17 protein-coding genes are annotated in these 15,285 nt (G+C 61.4%); 10 read left to right on the forward strand and 7 right to left on the reverse strand.

From position 1 onward, the window contains the following. The first annotated feature begins 23 nt into the window (after window positions 1-23). From FJ979_RS11500 to fae, 3 genes are all read left to right on the forward strand, one after another. A complete protein-coding gene (locus FJ979_RS11500) occupies window positions 24-971 on the forward strand; it encodes a RimK family alpha-L-glutamate ligase (protein ID WP_140581010.1) in 948 nt (315 codons plus the stop codon). A 12-nt stretch (window positions 972-983) separates the two neighbouring features. Next, window positions 984-1,844: a triphosphoribosyl-dephospho-CoA synthase gene (locus tag FJ979_RS11505; RefSeq protein WP_140515159.1), complete on the forward strand. Its 861-nt coding sequence runs from the start codon at window positions 984-986 to the stop codon at window positions 1,842-1,844. Window positions 1,845-1,992: 148 nt separating this feature from the next. Then, the gene (fae, locus tag FJ979_RS11510) at window positions 1,993-2,499 is read left to right on the forward strand and encodes a formaldehyde-activating enzyme (RefSeq protein ID WP_140498176.1); all 507 of its coding nucleotides are present in this window, start codon (window positions 1,993-1,995) and stop codon (window positions 2,497-2,499) included. 135 nt (window positions 2,500-2,634) lie between these two features. On the opposite strand, the gene FJ979_RS11515 is transcribed toward fae, so the two are convergent. Next, window positions 2,635-3,426 (reverse strand): HisA/HisF-related TIM barrel protein, encoded by a 792-nt coding sequence (locus FJ979_RS11515; protein WP_140581012.1) that lies wholly within the window; start codon window positions 3,424-3,426, stop codon window positions 2,635-2,637. Between FJ979_RS11515 and FJ979_RS11520 the strand changes: the two genes are divergently transcribed. Then, a complete protein-coding gene (locus FJ979_RS11520; protein WP_140581015.1) occupies window positions 3,376-4,422 on the forward strand; it encodes a hydantoinase/oxoprolinase family protein in 1,047 nt (348 codons plus the stop codon). The genes FJ979_RS11515 and FJ979_RS11520 overlap by 51 nt on opposite strands. A 20-nt stretch (window positions 4,423-4,442) precedes the next feature. On the opposite strand, the gene FJ979_RS11525 is transcribed toward FJ979_RS11520, so the two are convergent. The 5 genes from FJ979_RS11525 to FJ979_RS11545 are packed head-to-tail and all read right to left on the reverse strand — an operon-like array spanning window position 4,443 to window position 9,038. Then, complete coding sequence (locus tag FJ979_RS11525; protein ID WP_140581018.1) at window positions 4,443-5,027, reverse strand: DUF447 domain-containing protein; 585 nt, start codon at window positions 5,025-5,027, stop codon at window positions 4,443-4,445. Further along, window positions 5,028-6,422, reverse strand: a complete 1,395-nt coding sequence (locus FJ979_RS11530; protein ID WP_140560486.1) for a DUF6513 domain-containing protein — start codon at window positions 6,420-6,422, stop codon at window positions 5,028-5,030. It lies immediately after the preceding gene. Continuing rightward, entirely contained in the window at window positions 6,415-6,966 is a 552-nt protein-coding gene (locus FJ979_RS11535; RefSeq protein ID WP_140515154.1) for a flavoprotein, read from the reverse strand. Before FJ979_RS11535 ends, FJ979_RS11530 begins: the two co-directional genes overlap by 8 nt. Before the next feature lie 3 nt (window positions 6,967-6,969). Further along, complete coding sequence (locus FJ979_RS32955) at window positions 6,970-8,796, reverse strand: (5-formylfuran-3-yl)methyl phosphate synthase (protein WP_140560485.1); 1,827 nt, start codon at window positions 8,794-8,796, stop codon at window positions 6,970-6,972. Continuing rightward, on the reverse strand, window positions 8,793-9,038 hold the full coding sequence (locus FJ979_RS11545; protein ID WP_140515152.1) for a hypothetical protein: 246 nt from the start codon (window positions 9,036-9,038) through the stop codon (window positions 8,793-8,795). Before FJ979_RS11545 ends, FJ979_RS32955 begins: the two co-directional genes overlap by 4 nt. 38 nt (window positions 9,039-9,076) lie before the next feature. Between FJ979_RS11545 and FJ979_RS11550 the strand changes: the two genes are divergently transcribed. The 6 genes from FJ979_RS11550 (at window position 9,077) to FJ979_RS11575 (ending at window position 14,129) form a co-directional block, all read left to right on the forward strand. Then, entirely contained in the window at window positions 9,077-10,306 is a 1,230-nt protein-coding gene (locus tag FJ979_RS11550) for an ABC transporter substrate-binding protein (protein WP_140581020.1), read from the forward strand. Between the two features lie 42 nt (window positions 10,307-10,348). Beyond that, window positions 10,349-11,299 carry a YVTN family beta-propeller repeat protein gene (locus tag FJ979_RS11555; RefSeq protein ID WP_224681759.1) on the forward strand — a complete coding sequence of 317 codons (951 nt, stop codon included), beginning with the start codon at window positions 10,349-10,351 and terminating at the stop codon, window positions 11,297-11,299. 29 nt (window positions 11,300-11,328) lie between these two features. After that, entirely contained in the window at window positions 11,329-11,772 is a 444-nt protein-coding gene (locus FJ979_RS11560; RefSeq protein WP_140557423.1) for a hypothetical protein, read from the forward strand. Window positions 11,773-11,842: 70 nt separating this feature from the next. Then, the gene (locus FJ979_RS11565; protein WP_140581023.1) at window positions 11,843-12,631 is read left to right on the forward strand and encodes an ATP-binding cassette domain-containing protein; all 789 of its coding nucleotides are present in this window, start codon (window positions 11,843-11,845) and stop codon (window positions 12,629-12,631) included. An 11-nt stretch (window positions 12,632-12,642) separates the two neighbouring features. Next, a complete protein-coding gene (locus tag FJ979_RS11570) occupies window positions 12,643-13,503 on the forward strand; it encodes an ABC transporter permease (protein WP_181168592.1) in 861 nt (286 codons plus the stop codon). Further along, complete coding sequence (locus FJ979_RS11575) at window positions 13,503-14,129, forward strand: hypothetical protein (protein ID WP_140581029.1); 627 nt, start codon at window positions 13,503-13,505, stop codon at window positions 14,127-14,129. Before FJ979_RS11570 ends, FJ979_RS11575 begins: the two co-directional genes overlap by 1 nt. 101 nt (window positions 14,130-14,230) lie before the next feature. On the opposite strand, the gene FJ979_RS11580 is transcribed toward FJ979_RS11575, so the two are convergent. After that, the gene (locus FJ979_RS11580; protein ID WP_140498205.1) at window positions 14,231-15,163 is read right to left on the reverse strand and encodes a LysR family transcriptional regulator; all 933 of its coding nucleotides are present in this window, start codon (window positions 15,161-15,163) and stop codon (window positions 14,231-14,233) included. Window positions 15,164-15,285 lie beyond the last annotated feature (122 nt).

Genomic DNA, 15,285 nt, shown 5'->3' on the forward strand with positions numbered 1-15,285 from the left:
ATCCGCCACATCCGAGGCACCACATGATCCCTCGCATACTGATCGTCAGCGACAATTCGGACACCGGCTCAAGTGGCCTCGCGGCAAGGCTTGGTCGACGGGGCGCTATTGTTGCAACCGTGCCGCTGGCGGCGATCGCGTTCGACACCGGCAGCCCGGGCGGACTTTCGATCCCCGGTTTCGGCGGTGCGCTGCCCGATGCCGCGCTCGTCCGTTCGATCGCCGCAGGATCGTTCGAAGCGATCACCCGGCGCCTCGGGGTACTGCACGCGCTGAGCCGGCTGTCGGTTCCCGTGTGGAATTCGGCGCAGGCGGTCGAACGCTGCGTCGACAAGTCGATGACGACTTTCCTCTTGAAAAATGCTGGCCTGCCAACGCCACCGACATTCGCCGTCGAAGGACTTGCCGCCGCCAAGGAGATCGCGGCGCAGGAGCTTCGGGAGGGACCGCTGGTGCTGAAACCATTGTTCGGGGCGCAAGGCCGCGGGATAAGGCTGATCCGTACGCTCTCCGACCTTCCCGCCGCAGACGAGGTGAACAGCGTCTACTATCTCCAGCACTATGTGTCGCGCGCCGGCCCGCCCTTCCGGGATTTCCGCGTTTTTGTCTGCGCCGGCGAAACAGTCGCGATGATGAGCCGCAGCAGCGACGACTGGATCACGAACGTCAACCGGGGTGGCGTGCCGGAGCCGGTTTCGGGACCTGGCAAGGCTGAGCTGGCATCGCTGGCTGTCGCCGCGTCAGCCGCCGTCGGCGCGGATTTCGCCGGCGTGGACATCGTGCGAGCCGACGATGGCAGCTTGTTCGTACTCGAGGTGAACAGCATGCCCGCCTGGTCAGGACTGCAATCGGTGGTCGCTGTGAACATCGCCGAAGCGATCGCCGATGCCCTGCTGAAATTCCTGGCCGACCGCACCGAAGCGACCGCCGCGCCGCGGCCCTTCCGTTTCACCGCGCCGGCGAATTCGTAACGGAGCGGCAGGATGGCGTTATCGCGTGAACGCCTCCGGGCTAGCTACAAGGATGCCTGCCGGATGGAGATCGAAGCTCTGAAGCCGGGCAACGTCCACCTGTTCGCCGACGGACACGGCATGTCCGCCGCCCAGTTCATGATGAGTGCCGAGGTTTCGTCCGAGCCGCTGACCGATCCTCGCCTCTCGGTCGGGCAGCGCATGCTGGAGGCGGTGCGTGCGACACGCCTGGCGGTAGCAACCAACACCAATCTCGGCATCGTCCTCCTGGCGGGGCCTCTGATAGGCGCCGCCGAAATGAGGAGTGGCAGCTTGCAGGACAATCTCGACTCGCTGCTGCGCGCGTTGAGCATGGACGATACCAGGGCAGTGTTCGAGGCGATCGCCATGGCAGCGCCAGGCGGCCTGGGAGATGCCGCGAATGATGTGCGGCAGGAGCCGAAGGTTCATCTCTTGGAAGCAATGCGGGAGGCTGCCGACCGCGATATGATCGCCCGCCAGTATGACACCTGTTTCGGCGACGTGTTCGGGGTAGGGCTGGCCGCGCTGGTAGGGGCGCTAGCTCGCGGAGAAAGCGGCATGTGGCCGACCGTGTTCGCCTATATGGCGTTTCTCGCAGGCTTCCCCGACAGTCACGTGGTGCGCAATCACGGAATTGAAGTCGCAAATCAGGTGCGACAGGACGCTCTTTCCGTTCAGGCGACGCTCCATGCCAACGGCGACGAGCCGTCACGCATTCGCCTGCTCATGGAGTTCGACCGCCGGCTGAAGGCGGACAAAGTAAACCCCGGCACCTCGGCCGATCTGACCGTGGCTACTCTTTTAGTCCACACTCTAGGCACTCGCTTGCATAATCGCGGCGTTGGTGCTTGACTTCCAAAAGCGGGAGCTGTGCTTCCGCGGCTATCTAGCCAACCGGTCCGGGCAATCCGGGCGCTGCCAACAAGGATAGCTGTCCATCGAGCGCCTGCTCGGTTGCAGCGTCCGTGGACATCATAATTGTGTCTTGGAGGAAATTGGCATGGCAAAAATCTCGAAGGTAATGGTCGGTGAATCGCTGGTCGGGGACGGCAACGAAGTCGCGCATGTCGACCTGCTCATCGGGCCGCGAGGGAGCGCAGTCGAAACGGCATTTTGCAACGCGCTCACCAACAACAAGGACGGTTTTACCTCGCTTTTGGCGGTGATCGCGCCCAATCTTCAATGCAAGCCCAATACGGTGATGTTCAACAAGGTCACGATCAAGGGCGCCAAGCAGGCTGTACAGATGTTCGGCCCGGCGCAGCACGCCGTTGCAAAGGCAGTGCAGGACAGCGTCGCGGACGGGACAATTCCGGCAAACGAAGCGGACGACGTGTTCATTTGCGTTGGCGTATTCATCCATTGGGACGCGGCCGACGACGCCAAGATCCAGAAATACAACTACGAGGCGACAAAGGAGGCCATCCAGCGCGCTATCGCAGGAACCCCGACCGCCGCCGAAGCCACCGCTCAGCGCGACAACGTCAAGCATCCGTTCGCGGCCTAGACAAGAGACAGCCCCGCACAGGAAAAGCCATCTTCCGAAACGGATGGTCTGTTGCGCCGGCTGAAAAGGGTTCTGGGCTTTTGAAGCGACACTCCCGAAGGGCGCCCGCCTTTCGGGGGTGAGGAGCAACTGTGATCAGGCGCCGAACGACGCCAGGTGACTAGGTGTGAGCGTGGCGTTGTGCAGTGAGGTTGCGACCAGCGCTGCGGCGATGCCCATCGCTGACAATGCGTGGATATCGTTGTCATCGCGGACGCCGCCGGCCGCGATGACCGCCCGACTTCCCGCCTTGGCCTTGACCTCCTCCAGCCGCCTGAAATCCGGGCCGGCGGCCGCACCGACTTTGGCCAGCGTCATGACGATCACCTTTTGCGGCCAAAGCTCGGGCTCAGCGAGAAGAGAACGCGGTCCGCAAAAATCATCGCCAAAGAAGTCAAGGGACAGGATGAGATCGGGATGATCGCGAAAATGCCGGAGCAGCACATCGTCCTGCTGCGATTCGGAGCCCAACACGGGGTGCACCGAACGTTCAGCAAGCGCCGCCAGAAGCGTTTTCCTGTCTGCTACGCCGGCATCGACCCAGAGCTCAGGCGGCTGCGTCATCGCCCTCAGCCGGGCAAGTGCGTCACTGTTTGGAGACCCGCCTCCGATGGCGTCCAGATCGGCGATGTAGAAGGTCGAAAAGGGATAAAGCGTGCGCAACCCTTCGGCGACGGCGAGGACATCGGAACTTCGGCTGAGCGGCGTAACGATCGGCCGGTAGCGATCGCGTTTTCCTTGCTGGGCGCGAACGACCTCGCCGCCTTTCAAGTCGAGAACCGGAATGATGCGCAACGTTTTTCTCGCCGACCAACTGCTGTCATGAAAGCTTGAAGTGTGGAAAAAAGAAAGAGCATCATTGCGGGCTTCGACATTGGCGGCGCGCATCTGAAGGTGACGCGCGCGCAAGGCGGCCGCATCATCGGCGCGGTAACGATCGCCACGCCGCTTTGGCAAGGGTTGCATAGCCTGACCTCGGCCCTCGACGAAACAGCCCCGATCTATGCGGAAGCCGATCTCAACGCGTTCACCATGACGGGCGAACTGTCGGACATCTTTGCGTCCCGCGATATCGGCGTGACGACGCTGCTGGGTCAGATTTCCAATCGTTTTCCCACAGGCGAAAAGCTGATCTATGCCGGATCATCCGGCTTTGTCGAGGTCGAGCAGGCAGCGCGGCTGAGCACTGATGTCGCCTCCGCCAACTGGCACGCGACAGCCTCTTTGGTGGCAAAACTGGCCGGCGATGCCCTGTTCGTCGATATGGGCTCCACCACCACCGACATTATCGCCATCAAGGACGGCGCCGTCGTCAATGAGGGCTACACCGATGCCGGACGGCTTCTGACTGGCGAACTGGTCTATACGGGATTTACCAGGACATTTCTGTTCGGCGTAGCCTCGTCTGCTCCTGTCCATCGAAGACTGACGCCATTGATGAACGAGTGTTTCGCCTCGATCGCCGACGCGCACCGGATCCTGGGTGTGCTCGATGAGGAGGACGACATGCACCCTTCCGCCGACGGCAAGGAAAAGACCGTCCACGGCTCAATCGCGCGACTGGCGCGCATGGTCGGGCGCGACGCCGCTGAACTTTCGCCGCCGGAATGGGGTGAAGTCGCACGCTGGTTCAGCGAGCAGCAATTGCGGAAAATCCACGACGCAGCATCCCTGGTTGCCTGGGGTCTTGCTCAAGATGTTCCGATCGTCGGCGCCGGAACGGGCCGCTGGCAGATCAGGCGGCTGGCCGAGCGCATGGAACGTCGCTTTGTCGATTTCGCCGACATCGTCCCCGCCCATGACGCTGTTCGCGGCGAGGCCAGCCGCGCCGCACCAGCATCGGCGGTGGCGCTGCTGGCTGGATATCGATCGCAAGCAGCGTAGCGGCGCTCGCGTCGTCACGCTCACGCGTCCTCGCTGCTGGACCCTTTGACGGCCAGGTGATCGCTGACACGCTGCATCAGCCAACCCCAGGCTTCCCGTTCGTCGGCGCCGGCTGTCTTTTCGATAGAGATCGAAAGATACGCGATCTCGGCCTCGATCTTGTCGCGGGGTAGCATGCCGAGCCGGCTGACCAGGATGGCCAGTTCCAGAACAGCCGCCTTGGCACGGTTAAGGCCGGTGAAGGGCGCATGCATTTCCTCTCGAACCACGCGGCAGAAATGGCGAGGGCGCACGCCATCATCGTCAACGCTCTCGACTTCGAGAACCGAATGCGCCAGCGCAGTCGCCAACCGGGGAACCAGAAAATCTTCGACGGGAACGGTCGGCCAGTCCTTGCGCCCGGTCAGGCATCCAGCGAAGACGCGCACGTCGTCGGTGTAGTTGGCGATGGCGAACGGCACCGCCGCCAGATTGTCGAGCGTAACCGAGGGACGAAACGGTGCGATGACCCAGCCGTCTTTTTCGAAGATTATGCCGATCGGCGCGATATGGACCTTTCCTGTCTTGTCGACAGTGGTGATGATTGTCTCGCGAATGTAAGGCACCTAGCCCTCCTTCTTCGCGCGAAGCGTTTCGCCCGGTTTGGCAAGACGGGTACGGTCGGTTTCGGGAGCCGGTGCGGCAACGCCCCATGCGAGCGGCTCGTCCTGAACATAGCGCTTGCCGAGGCGCCACGCGATCTCGGCCTTCGTCAGTTCCGCGCCCAGATAGAAAGCATGCGCACCATCGGTCTCCACGCCAAGTCCGGCGAAGAATTCGAACGCATCCGTGGCAACCGCGTGCCCTTTGCCGTTGAAAATATGAATGCCGTCCTCCGCTGCCGCGATACGGTAGTTGGCGTCGCGCACCTCGGCCGCCAATCCAGCGATATCATCGGTCGAGGCCGTGAAGGGCTTGCGATCGTGGATCTGCAGCAAGCCTGGGTGATAGCTACGCGGCAGTGCACCGTCATTGCGGGCGGCGAACATGATGCGACGGGCAATGTCGTGCTCCTCGATCGTCCGCACCGTGTGAGGGCTGACATGTACGGCTAGCACGTTTCGAATCCCGAGTTCCGAGCAGAGCCCCGTTAGAACGGCCGTAACGCCAGAACTGTCGGCGTCGGTAAGTTCGGTGAGATTGCCGGTGCCCATCAGCAATTCGATCTTCGGCCAGCGGCGGCGCGCCTCGATGAAGCGGCCGAGCGATTGGGCGAAGCCGAAGTGGATCGGATCCAACACGGGATCGGCGATAAAGGAAATGCCAGCCCTTTGCGCCGCATCGATAGCGCGGCCAAGCGAATCCAGATCGCCGGGGGCGGACGGGATCAACACTGCCGTAGCCCCATGGCCGAACACTAACGGCAGCGTGTTCTCGTCGAGGCTGAGAAGATAGTCCGCACCGGCGCGTGCACCGATCGACAGTTCGTCCGCGCTGGCCGAATCGACGCTGACCTGAAATCCTTGTGCCTTGAGCTCGCGCACAGCCTCCGACAGCAACGGAAATGGCGTTTCAGGCAGGCAGCCAAGATCGATGACATCGGCGCCGGCCGCAGCTAGCGTCCCCGCCCGCAGCGTGAGCGCTTCGATCGACAGCATTGGCGCATCGACGATCTCGGCGAAGATGCGCATATCGTGACGCGTAAGATCCGGCGGCTCGCCGACACGGCCGAGAAAGGCCGGCAGGTCCGCGATCTCGTCAGGACCGCGCGCAAAGGGCACGCCGAAATGGTTCGACAATTGCTCGATATCGCCGCGATAGCGCCCTGGCAGGATAAAGCGGTCAACGGCGTTGGGCGCGATGAGACGCCGCTTTATGATGTCTTCGGTCATCAGTGCGGCGACCTTGACACCTATGTCGACCACCTCCCACGAAAACTCCGTCTCGCCCAGACCGGATAGCAGCTTTTCCAACCGTGCCCTGGCCAGATGTCCCGTGAGAAAGACCAGCCGCTCAGCCATGGCCGGACAGCTCGGCCCGGCGTTGCTGAACCGCCGCGTTGAGGTCCGCAAGCGACTCGACGACCTGGGTTCGTTCGAACCCCTTCAGCCGCTCGGTGTTTTCCAGGTCAATCCTGCGCGGATAGACTTTGACCAGGCCATGCGGCGCCATGGTTTCGAGTTCGGGTGCGGTGTCGCAGGCAAAGACGATGATCGGCACGCGGCACTTTCCGGCTTGCGCAAAGACGTTGGTGGCAAGCGTATCGGATATACCCCAGACGCATTTGGCAACCGTGTTGGACGAGGCAGGCGCCACCACGACCGTGTGGTAGACGCCGTGGTAAAATTCGCCGACGGGAATGGCGCTCGCCGTCTTGTCGTGCAGCACGCGCGTCGTCTCCGGAAAATCGAGTTTGAGCTTGTACATGCGCAGCACTTCATTGGCGGCTTTCGACACGAAGACATCGCAATGTTCGAGTTGGCGAACAAGTGCGAAGCTCTCCGTGAAAAAATGCCCGGACCCCGTCAAAACCCACGCCCAGCGCGGCACGTGCAGCTTCACCATCGGCTATCCTGCCTTCTTTGCCGAGCGGGTCGAAGCCACAATCCCGATGCCGGGCAGCTTGCCCGATGCGAGTAGCGCGCCCGCCTCGGCGGCATCCTTCGGACCGGCGAGACGGAAATCGATGCCGTCGGGCAGCATGGCGGCAAAGCCTGGGTCGACAATGCCCCTGGCCTTCAGGCTGTCAGGGGTATCGTTGTCGAAGAATGCATCGGTCTGCTTGATAAGCAACAGCGCGTTCGCGCCAAGCTTCCCGCCAAGCCAGGCAGCCAGGGAATCGGAGGTAATGTCCCAAGAGGCCGGAAGGTCCGGTGCCGGCAACGCAAGTGACGACGGCAGCCACACCGGAACCTTGCCTTCGTCCAATGCTCGCACAATCTCCTCCAGCGATCGTGCCGGCGTCAGTCTTTCGTCCCGATCGAGGATGATTTGGCCGAACTGCTCCATGGCGAGGATCGCCATGGCATGTGCGGCGGTGTCGGAAAAATCCATGCGGGTCTGCGTCTCGCGCACCTGATCGGCAAACAGGCCGCCGCCGGGCACGATGACGATCGGTAACCTGGAACCCGCCAGCGCCGCGATCCAGCTCGTCATTTCCGCCGCATGGGCAGTGCTGCCGCCAAGCTTGACGACGGCCCGCCCGAGGACGTCGGAGCCTTGCTGGCGCGGCCGGGAAACACTGCCTCTGTCTTTTCGGCCGGCAGAGCCGGAGGCGACACCGCGTCCTGCCGATTGGCGCTTGCGTTCGATCTCGACGCCGACACCGCCAGGCCCGAGCTCGAGTTTTTCCACCCTTACCGTGACGCGCACGACGCGCTGGTTCTCCAGAACGTGCGCCGCCACTTGCTCGGCCAAAGCCTCGCTGAGCTGAATGTGCCCCCGCGCGACGATGGTGCGAATGCCATCCATGATGATGTCATAGGAGAACACATGGCGCATGTCCTCGGGATGGTCGGTGACTTGCAGCACGTCGGCGATCACATCAAAGCGCACCTTTTGAGTATGACCATGCTCGAAGCTGTAGGCACCGATCTGGACCGGCAGAACAAAATCCCGCACGAAAATCCTGTCCGTGCCCAGTGTCGGATCGGTGCCCGGCGAATAGCCTCTCGCTGCCAACAGGCGATAGTCGATGCTCGATTTACCGCCCGTCCCAGGCTCTGCCGGGACCAATTCGCGAATCTGCGAGACCGCCTCGGCGCTGATTGAACCCGCGCGGTCGGCATGGCCACACAGCGCGCCGCGAAAGCCGAGGAAATCGGGAGCGAAAGGCAATAGACGTGGAATATCCGGGGCTTCGAGCGATCCGCTCAGGCCAACCATCAGACCGAGCGACTTGGCTCGATCGACGAATCCCGGAATCCGCTCCGGTGGCAAATGGTCGAGCAGCCGGCCCTTTCCCTTCTGCGCGGTATCAACCATCACGCCGTGGAAGCGGTGCCTGCCGAATACCGGCAGGAGCTCGAAGTCCGGCGCCAGATCGGCAAAGAGCACAGCGATCAACTTCGTTCGCGCGGCCAGCGGTTCGAGCGCCTCCGCGCAGGCAGGGATGTGAGCCGATGGGAAAAACCCGATCTTGACATAATCGACGCCGGTCGCCGCGATCTCTTCAGCCTTGGCGCGGATCGTTTCGGGTTCCATCGGCAGGTCGCCGCAGACCGCGCTGACCGGAGCCCGACCAGCGATGAACGAAATCGTTCGGCGGATGGTTTCCGTGGGTACCGCGCCCAACGCTCCCGCCTTCGGATCCTTCAGATCGACGATGTCGGCGCCGCTCGAAAGAACGATCTCCGCCTCTTCGATGCCGGTGACGCTGGCCAGCATTCTGGTCATTTGAACAGTTTCTCCAGTTTGGAGGACAAGATTTCGTCCGCTCGATTCTCACGCACGTCGCGGATGACATAGCTGCGAACGACCTCGAAATCGAAGATGGCAATCTTTTCAGCCGCCATGGCATGTTTGTCAAAAAGACAGCGAGCCAGGGCAGACGCGAAAAGTCGTCCGATAGGGTTTGATAAATTTTGCGGGTCGGCTAAGTTGACCATGGGCACCTGGACTTGGCGCTGCTCCGACAACCGTCGGACCTCAGCGCAAGAATGGGTAATTACTATCGATGACGAGCGCGGTGCCGGGCACTCTCGCCGCCTTTTTGTGCTTTTTTTCCCTGACCGTCAACGCTCCGGGCGCGATAGCCCAGGAAGCGGTGGCGAAGCCGGAAAAAAAGGTCACTGAAATCAAGATAGGGTATTTGCGGGCCTACGCGCCGCAATTGACGCTTTCCATGCTCGACCTGCCGCCGCGTGACGAAGGTGTCGCCGGCGCCAATGTGGCAATCGGCGATAACAACACGACCGGAAAGTTCACCGACCAGAAATTCAGCCTCGACGTGACCGAGATCGAACCCGAAGCCGACGCGGTTCAGGCATTCGAGGACCTGATCGCCAAAGGTGACCACTATGTCGTCGCAGACCTCTCGGCCAAACAATTGCTGTCGATCGCCGATATAGCCCGCGACAAGGGCGTGCTGATCTTCAACATCGGCGCCACCGACGACAGCCTGCGCGAGGAGGACTGCCGCATCAATGTTTTTCATATCGCGCCGACGCGCAGCATGCTTGCCGATGCGCTGGCGCAGTATCTCATGGTGAAGAAGTGGCCGAATTGGGTGCTGCTCTACGGCTCGCATGAGCAGGACCATCTCTACGCCGACGCGTTGCGCCGCGCGGCAACCCGTTTCGGCGGCCAGATCGTCGCCGAGAAGGAATTCAAGGACACCGGCACGGCCAGGCGTACCGACACCGGCGCCACGCAGATACAGCAGCAGATTTCCGTATTCACGCAGAATCTGCCGGAGCACGACATTGTGCTTGTCGCCGACGAAAGCCAGGTGTTTGGCACCTACGTGCCCTACCGCACCTGGACGCCGCGGCTGGTCGCCGGCACGGCCGGGCTTGTTGCATCGTCGTGGCATCCCGCCAGCGAGCAATGGGGCGGCATCCAGATGCAGAGCCGCTTCCTGAAGACGACGAGCCGGCGGATGCTTTCCAAGGACATGTCGGCGTGGACAGCAGTGCGTGCCGTCGGCGAAGCCACCACGCGCACCAAAGGCGACGATGCCAAAAAGATCAGTGACTACATCCGATCGGGCGATTTCTCGGTTGCCGCCTTCAAGGGACAGAAGCTCACCTTCCGCAAATGGAACCTCCAGCTTCGCCAGCCGATCCTGCTTGGCGACACCAAGTCGGTCGTGTCGACATCGCCGCAGGAGGGCTATCTCCACCAATTCTCCGAACTCGATACGCTTGGTATCGATCAGCCGGAAACGAAATGCGTTCTCAAGTAGGGCCAAAGGGGAGGAATTTGCGTGCAGACACGAGCTTGTGCATTGGCCATTCTCGCGGCCGGCCTCACGGCCAGCCCGGCATCGGCCTATACGGCCTACGTTTCCAACGAGAAGGACAACACGATGACGGTCGTCGACACGGCCACCATGCAAGTGGTGAAGACCGTCGAGGTCGGCCAGAGGCCACGCGGCATCACCATCTCGCATGACGGCAAACTCGTTTATCTTTGCGCCAGTGACGACGACACGGTCGAAATCATCGACACCGCGACGCTGCAGATCGTCGGCACCCTGCCATCTGGCCCCGATCCCGAATTGTTCGTGCTCTCGCCTGACGGCAAGACGCTCTATGTCGCCAATGAGGATGACAACCTCGTCACCGCCATCGACGTCGAGAGCAAGCAGGTCATGGCCGAGATTCCAGTCGGCGTGGAACCGGAAGGCATGGGTATCAGCCCTGATGGCAAGACCATGGTCAACACCTCGGAAACCACCAGCATGGCGCATTTCATCGACACTGGCACCCACGATGTAACCGACAATGTGCTGGTCGACACGCGCCCGCGCTTTGCCGAATTCAAGCCGGACGGCTCGCAGGTCTGGGTCAGCGCCGAAGTGGGCGGCACCGTCAGCGTCATCGATAACGCCAAACGCGAAGTGGTGAAGAAGATCCAGTTCGCGATCCAGGGATTGCGGGCTGAGACCATCCAGCCGGTAGGCATCGCCATCAGCGCCGACGGCAAGAAAGCCTATGTCGCGCTCGGCCCGGCGAACCATGTCGCCGTGGTCAATACCGACACCTACGAGGTCGAGAAATACATCCTCGTCGGGCAACGCGTCTGGCACCTGGCCTTCACACCCGACCAGAAAACGCTGATCACCACGAATGGCAACTCCAACGACATCACGTTCATCGATACGGCGACCGACGAGCCGGTCCAATCGCTCACCGTAGGCCAGCAGCCTTGGGGTGTGGCCATTTCGCCCAAATAGCAGACATTGATCATGGGGAGGATCGCGACATGAAATTTCGCCATAGGTTTATCTTCGCCGCGCTCGCCGGATTTGTGCTTGCTCCGATCGCCGCAAGCGCGGATGATGCAACGCCAAAACCATCGCGTGCCAGCAAGAACCTGCCGGAATTGATTATCGGCTCGGCCGATTCCACCTATGCCGTCAATCAGAAGGATTTCGAGCTGATCGCCGGCCAAGGCTATCGCTGGAAGATCACCTCCAAGGGCGGTTTCGAATACAAGTTCGTGACCGACCTGTTCCGCAATGTGTGGATGGACCAGATCGTCATCGACGATCTGGAGGTGCATATGGACGGCGGACCGGCCTGGCTGGAATTCGACGACGCGGGAACGATCCAGGTGCAATTCCACACAGTTCGCCCCGGCGAGTATACCTGGTCGGTTCCCGACCTCGCCGACAAGGGCCTGAAGGGCAAGATCACGATCAAGTGAGACCAAAGGAAATCAGGCGCGCTAGATAGCAGTGCGTCCTGCCAACGCGTCCTGAAGGAGCGATCCGGGCATGCAGCATGTGAGAACAAGCGGACCGGGAGACGAGGCGGCGGCACTCGACGTCAGTGCCGTCAGCCACTCCTATGGACCGAAGCGGGCACTCAAAGAGGTCTCGTTCTCGATCTTGCCGGCGACGTTCACCGTCCTGCTCGGCCTCAACGGGGCCGGCAAGACAACACTGTTCTCCCTGATCAGCCACCTCTATGACACGCGTCACGGGTCGATCCGCATCTTCGGCCACGACATCCGCAGCGCTTCGGGCGAAGCGCTCAGACGGGTCGGCATCGTGTTCCAGGCGCGCACGCTCGACCTCGATCTCAGCGTCTATCAGAATCTTTCCTACCATGCCTCGCTGCATGGCATTGGCGGACGCGAAGCCCGGCAGCGCATCGCCGCGCTGCTTGACACAGTCGACATGCAGGGCCGCCAGCATGACAAGGCACGCAGCCTCTCCGGCGGTCAGATGCGGCGCATCGAGATCGCCCGGGCGCTGCTTCACCGACCTTCCCTGCTCCTGCTTGACGAAGCGACCGTCGGCCTTGACATCGAGTCGCGTGCTGGCATCCTCGCCACCATCCGCAAGCTCGTCGAAACCGATGGTATCGGCGTGCTCTGGGCCACGCATCTGATCGATGAAGCCGACGATACCGATCATGTCGTCGTGCTGCGGCGGGGTGACCTGGTCGCCAGGGGCAAGGTGTCGGATGTCGTCCAGGCAAATGGAGGAAATTCCATTCGCGATGCCTTTTCGAAGCTCAGCCGCGTCGACGCGACGGGCATGGCGGAGACATCGTCATGAGCGCTCCTGCGATGCCCGGAAAAGTCGTCGGCATCAAACCGGTAGGGTCTGAACCATTCGGCCTCCGCCACCATCTCATTTGCCTGAAAGGCATCGTCCTGCGCGAGTGCCTGCGCTTCCTGCACCAACGCGAACGGTTCATTTCCTCACTGGTGCGGCCGCTCGTCTGGCTGTTCATCTTCGCCGCCGGCTTCCGCCAGGTGCTCGGCGTGTCGATCATCCCTCCTTACAAGACCTATGTGCTCTACGAGGTCTACATCACTCCGGGTCTGTGCGGCATGATCCTGCTGTTTTCCGGCATGCAGTCTTCACTGTCGATGGTTTACGACCGCGAGATGGGCAACATGCGCATCCTGCTGGTCAGCCCATTTCCGCGCTGGTTCCTGCTGGTGTCGAAGATGTTGGCCGGCGTGGCCGTGTCGATCGTGCAAGTCTACGCATTCCTGATCGTCGCCTGGTTGTGGGGCGTCAGGGCGCCGCCGCTCGGCTATCTCTACGTGCTGCCGGCGCTGTTCCTGTCGGGCATGATGCTTTGCGCGCTCGGCATGCTTTTGTCGTCCATGATCAAGCAGCTCGAAAACTTCGCCGGCATCATGAACTTCGTCATCTTTCCAGGCTATTTCGCGTCGCCGGCGCTGTATCCTTTGTGGCGTATCCAGGAGGCAAGCCCCCTGCTCTACAAGATCTGCCTCGCCAATCCGTTCACCTATGCCGTCGAACTGATCCGCTTCGCCTTCTATGGGCAGATCGACTGGCTGTCGCTGGGCGTCGTCGCCGGTTGCACGCTGTTGTTTCTGGGCGGCGCCATCATTGCGTACGATCCTTCGCGCGGCCTGATGACCCGCAAACAGGACACGGGAGGAAACGGCTGATGGCGCGAATGAGACTTGTGCACACCCTGGTTCTGGTCGCCATGCTTGTCCCGATGGACGCCAGGGCGGCAAACACCGATCCCGACTGGCCCTGCATGCAGCGCAAGGTGCCGCAGCTCTCGCTCGGCCAGATCTGGAATGGGCCGGAGCTTCCCCCGGCGGCGAAGGATTGGTCGAAGGATTCGGGCGTCTCCGCGCTGGTCGAGGCGGTGGCGGCCCGACGGACGCCGATTGCCGAAGCCCAGAAGGAGATCAAGGACTTCGCGGCTTCCCTGCCGGCGGAGCAGGTCGCACCAAAGATGGCGATGCTGGTGCAGGGAATGTTCGATCACATGGACGCCGAGCGTTCGCACGTGATTTCCGGCATTTCCCGCTATGCCCACAAGCAGCTCGAAATGGCGGCTGAATTGCGCAAGGAAGCATCCGACGTCGACGCCCTGCGTGCCAAAGCCGACGCCGATCCGGACGAAGTCGAACGGCGTGCCGACCAGTTGAATTTCGCGACGCGCATTTTCAACGAACGTGTCCAGTCGCTGACCTATGTCTGCGACGTGCCGACGATAATCGAGCAGCGGCTCTATCAATTGTCCAGGACCGTCTCGGAAACGCTCGGTCGGAAGAAATAGACCTTCAGTCGACCTTGCGACGGATTTCACGTCTCTTGGCAGGCGACACGTCCGGCGTCTCGCTCCGGTCGATTCCGAGCGCCATCCGTCGGTCATCCCGCTCAGGAATCGGGATAAAGCTTACCGAACAGGGGCAGATACATCGCGCCCTTGCGCATCAGGAAGTCGTTGAACGTAGCCATGGCCGGCGAGATTGCGTGATCGGTTCGTATCACCGAGAACCACTGTCGGCGGATCGGCATGCCGACAACGTCGAGGATGACGAGCCGGCCAGCTTCGGTTTCCGCGGCGATCGTGTGGGCAGAAATGAAGGCGATGCCCAGACCAGCCATCACCGCCTGCTTGATCGTTTCGTTCGAGCCCATCTCGACGCCGAGTTCATCGATGCGGCCAGGCACGTCGCTCAGGAATATTTCCAGCGAGATGCGGGTTCCGGAGCCGGGCTCGCGAATAAGGAAATGCTCCTCGGCAATGCGCTCCTTGGAGATATCGCGTGCCGCCGCCAGCGGGTGTTCGGGCGGTGCGATGATGACCAGCGGGTGGTCGCCGAAGACCGAAGCACGCACCGGGACCTCTTTCGCCGGGCGCCCCATCAGCGCGATGTCGATGTCGTGATTCTTGAGGTTGTCGATCGTCTGGGCACGATTGCCGATGGCAAGCCGCATGTCGATGTCGGGATGTTCCTTCATGAACGCAGCCATCAACCGCGGCGCGAAATACTTGGCGGTGGAAACGACGCCGAGCCTCAAGCTACCCGTACGAACGCCCTTGATGGCATCGATCTTGTCTTCGAGCAGACCGAGATGCTCCTCGATAGCTTGCGCTGCCTCAACGACGGCCAAACCTGCGGCAGTGGGACGCATGCCGTCCGACGTCCGGTCGAACAGAGCCAGTTGGAATTCTTCCTCCATTTGCCGCAACTGAATTGTCAGTGCTGAAGGAGACAGACCTAACGCCTTGGCCGCACTCACAATTTTTCCGTGCCTGATGATGGCCTGGATGGTCTTGAAATGCTTGAGCGTGAGGTTTCTCATGTCTCATACTAAATTATTTTTAGTACCAACGTAAAGTTATTGAATTTTACTTATCAAGTGTCGTTTGTTTTCATTCCCCCGATCCAGCCGATCCGAGGAGACGCGGCTGGATCGGGAGGTTA

Source organism: Mesorhizobium sp. B1-1-6, from assembly GCF_006443035.1.
In the GTDB taxonomy this organism is placed as follows: domain Bacteria; phylum Pseudomonadota; class Alphaproteobacteria; order Rhizobiales; family Rhizobiaceae; genus Mesorhizobium.

Bases quoted from the DNA above. Each gene is read 5' to 3' on its own strand.
- FJ979_RS11515 (WP_140581012.1), bottom strand. From the start codon at position 3,426: ATGCGCGCCGCCAATGTCGAAGCCCGCAATGATGCTCTTTCTTTTTTC.
- FJ979_RS11570 (WP_181168592.1), top strand. From the start codon at position 12,643: ATGCCCGGAAAAGTCGTCGGCATCAAACCGGTAGGGTCTGAACCATTC.
- FJ979_RS32955 (WP_140560485.1), bottom strand. From the start codon at position 8,796: ATGACCAGAATGCTGGCCAGCGTCACCGGCATCGAAGAGGCGGAGATC.
- FJ979_RS11550 (WP_140581020.1), top strand. From the start codon at position 9,077: ATGACGAGCGCGGTGCCGGGCACTCTCGCCGCCTTTTTGTGCTTTTTT.
- FJ979_RS11575 (WP_140581029.1), top strand. From the start codon at position 13,503: ATGGCGCGAATGAGACTTGTGCACACCCTGGTTCTGGTCGCCATGCTT.
- FJ979_RS11530 (WP_140560486.1), bottom strand. From the start codon at position 6,422: ATGGCTGAGCGGCTGGTCTTTCTCACGGGACATCTGGCCAGGGCACGG.
- FJ979_RS11580 (WP_140498205.1), bottom strand. From the start codon at position 15,163: ATGAGAAACCTCACGCTCAAGCATTTCAAGACCATCCAGGCCATCATC.
- FJ979_RS11560 (WP_140557423.1), top strand. From the start codon at position 11,329: ATGAAATTTCGCCATAGGTTTATCTTCGCCGCGCTCGCCGGATTTGTG.
- FJ979_RS11535 (WP_140515154.1), bottom strand. From the start codon at position 6,966: ATGGTGAAGCTGCACGTGCCGCGCTGGGCGTGGGTTTTGACGGGGTCC.
- FJ979_RS11565 (WP_140581023.1), top strand. From the start codon at position 11,843: ATGCAGCATGTGAGAACAAGCGGACCGGGAGACGAGGCGGCGGCACTC.
- fae (WP_140498176.1), top strand. From the start codon at position 1,993: ATGGCAAAAATCTCGAAGGTAATGGTCGGTGAATCGCTGGTCGGGGAC.
- FJ979_RS11500 (WP_140581010.1), top strand. From the start codon at position 24: ATGATCCCTCGCATACTGATCGTCAGCGACAATTCGGACACCGGCTCA.
- FJ979_RS11505 (WP_140515159.1), top strand. From the start codon at position 984: ATGGCGTTATCGCGTGAACGCCTCCGGGCTAGCTACAAGGATGCCTGC.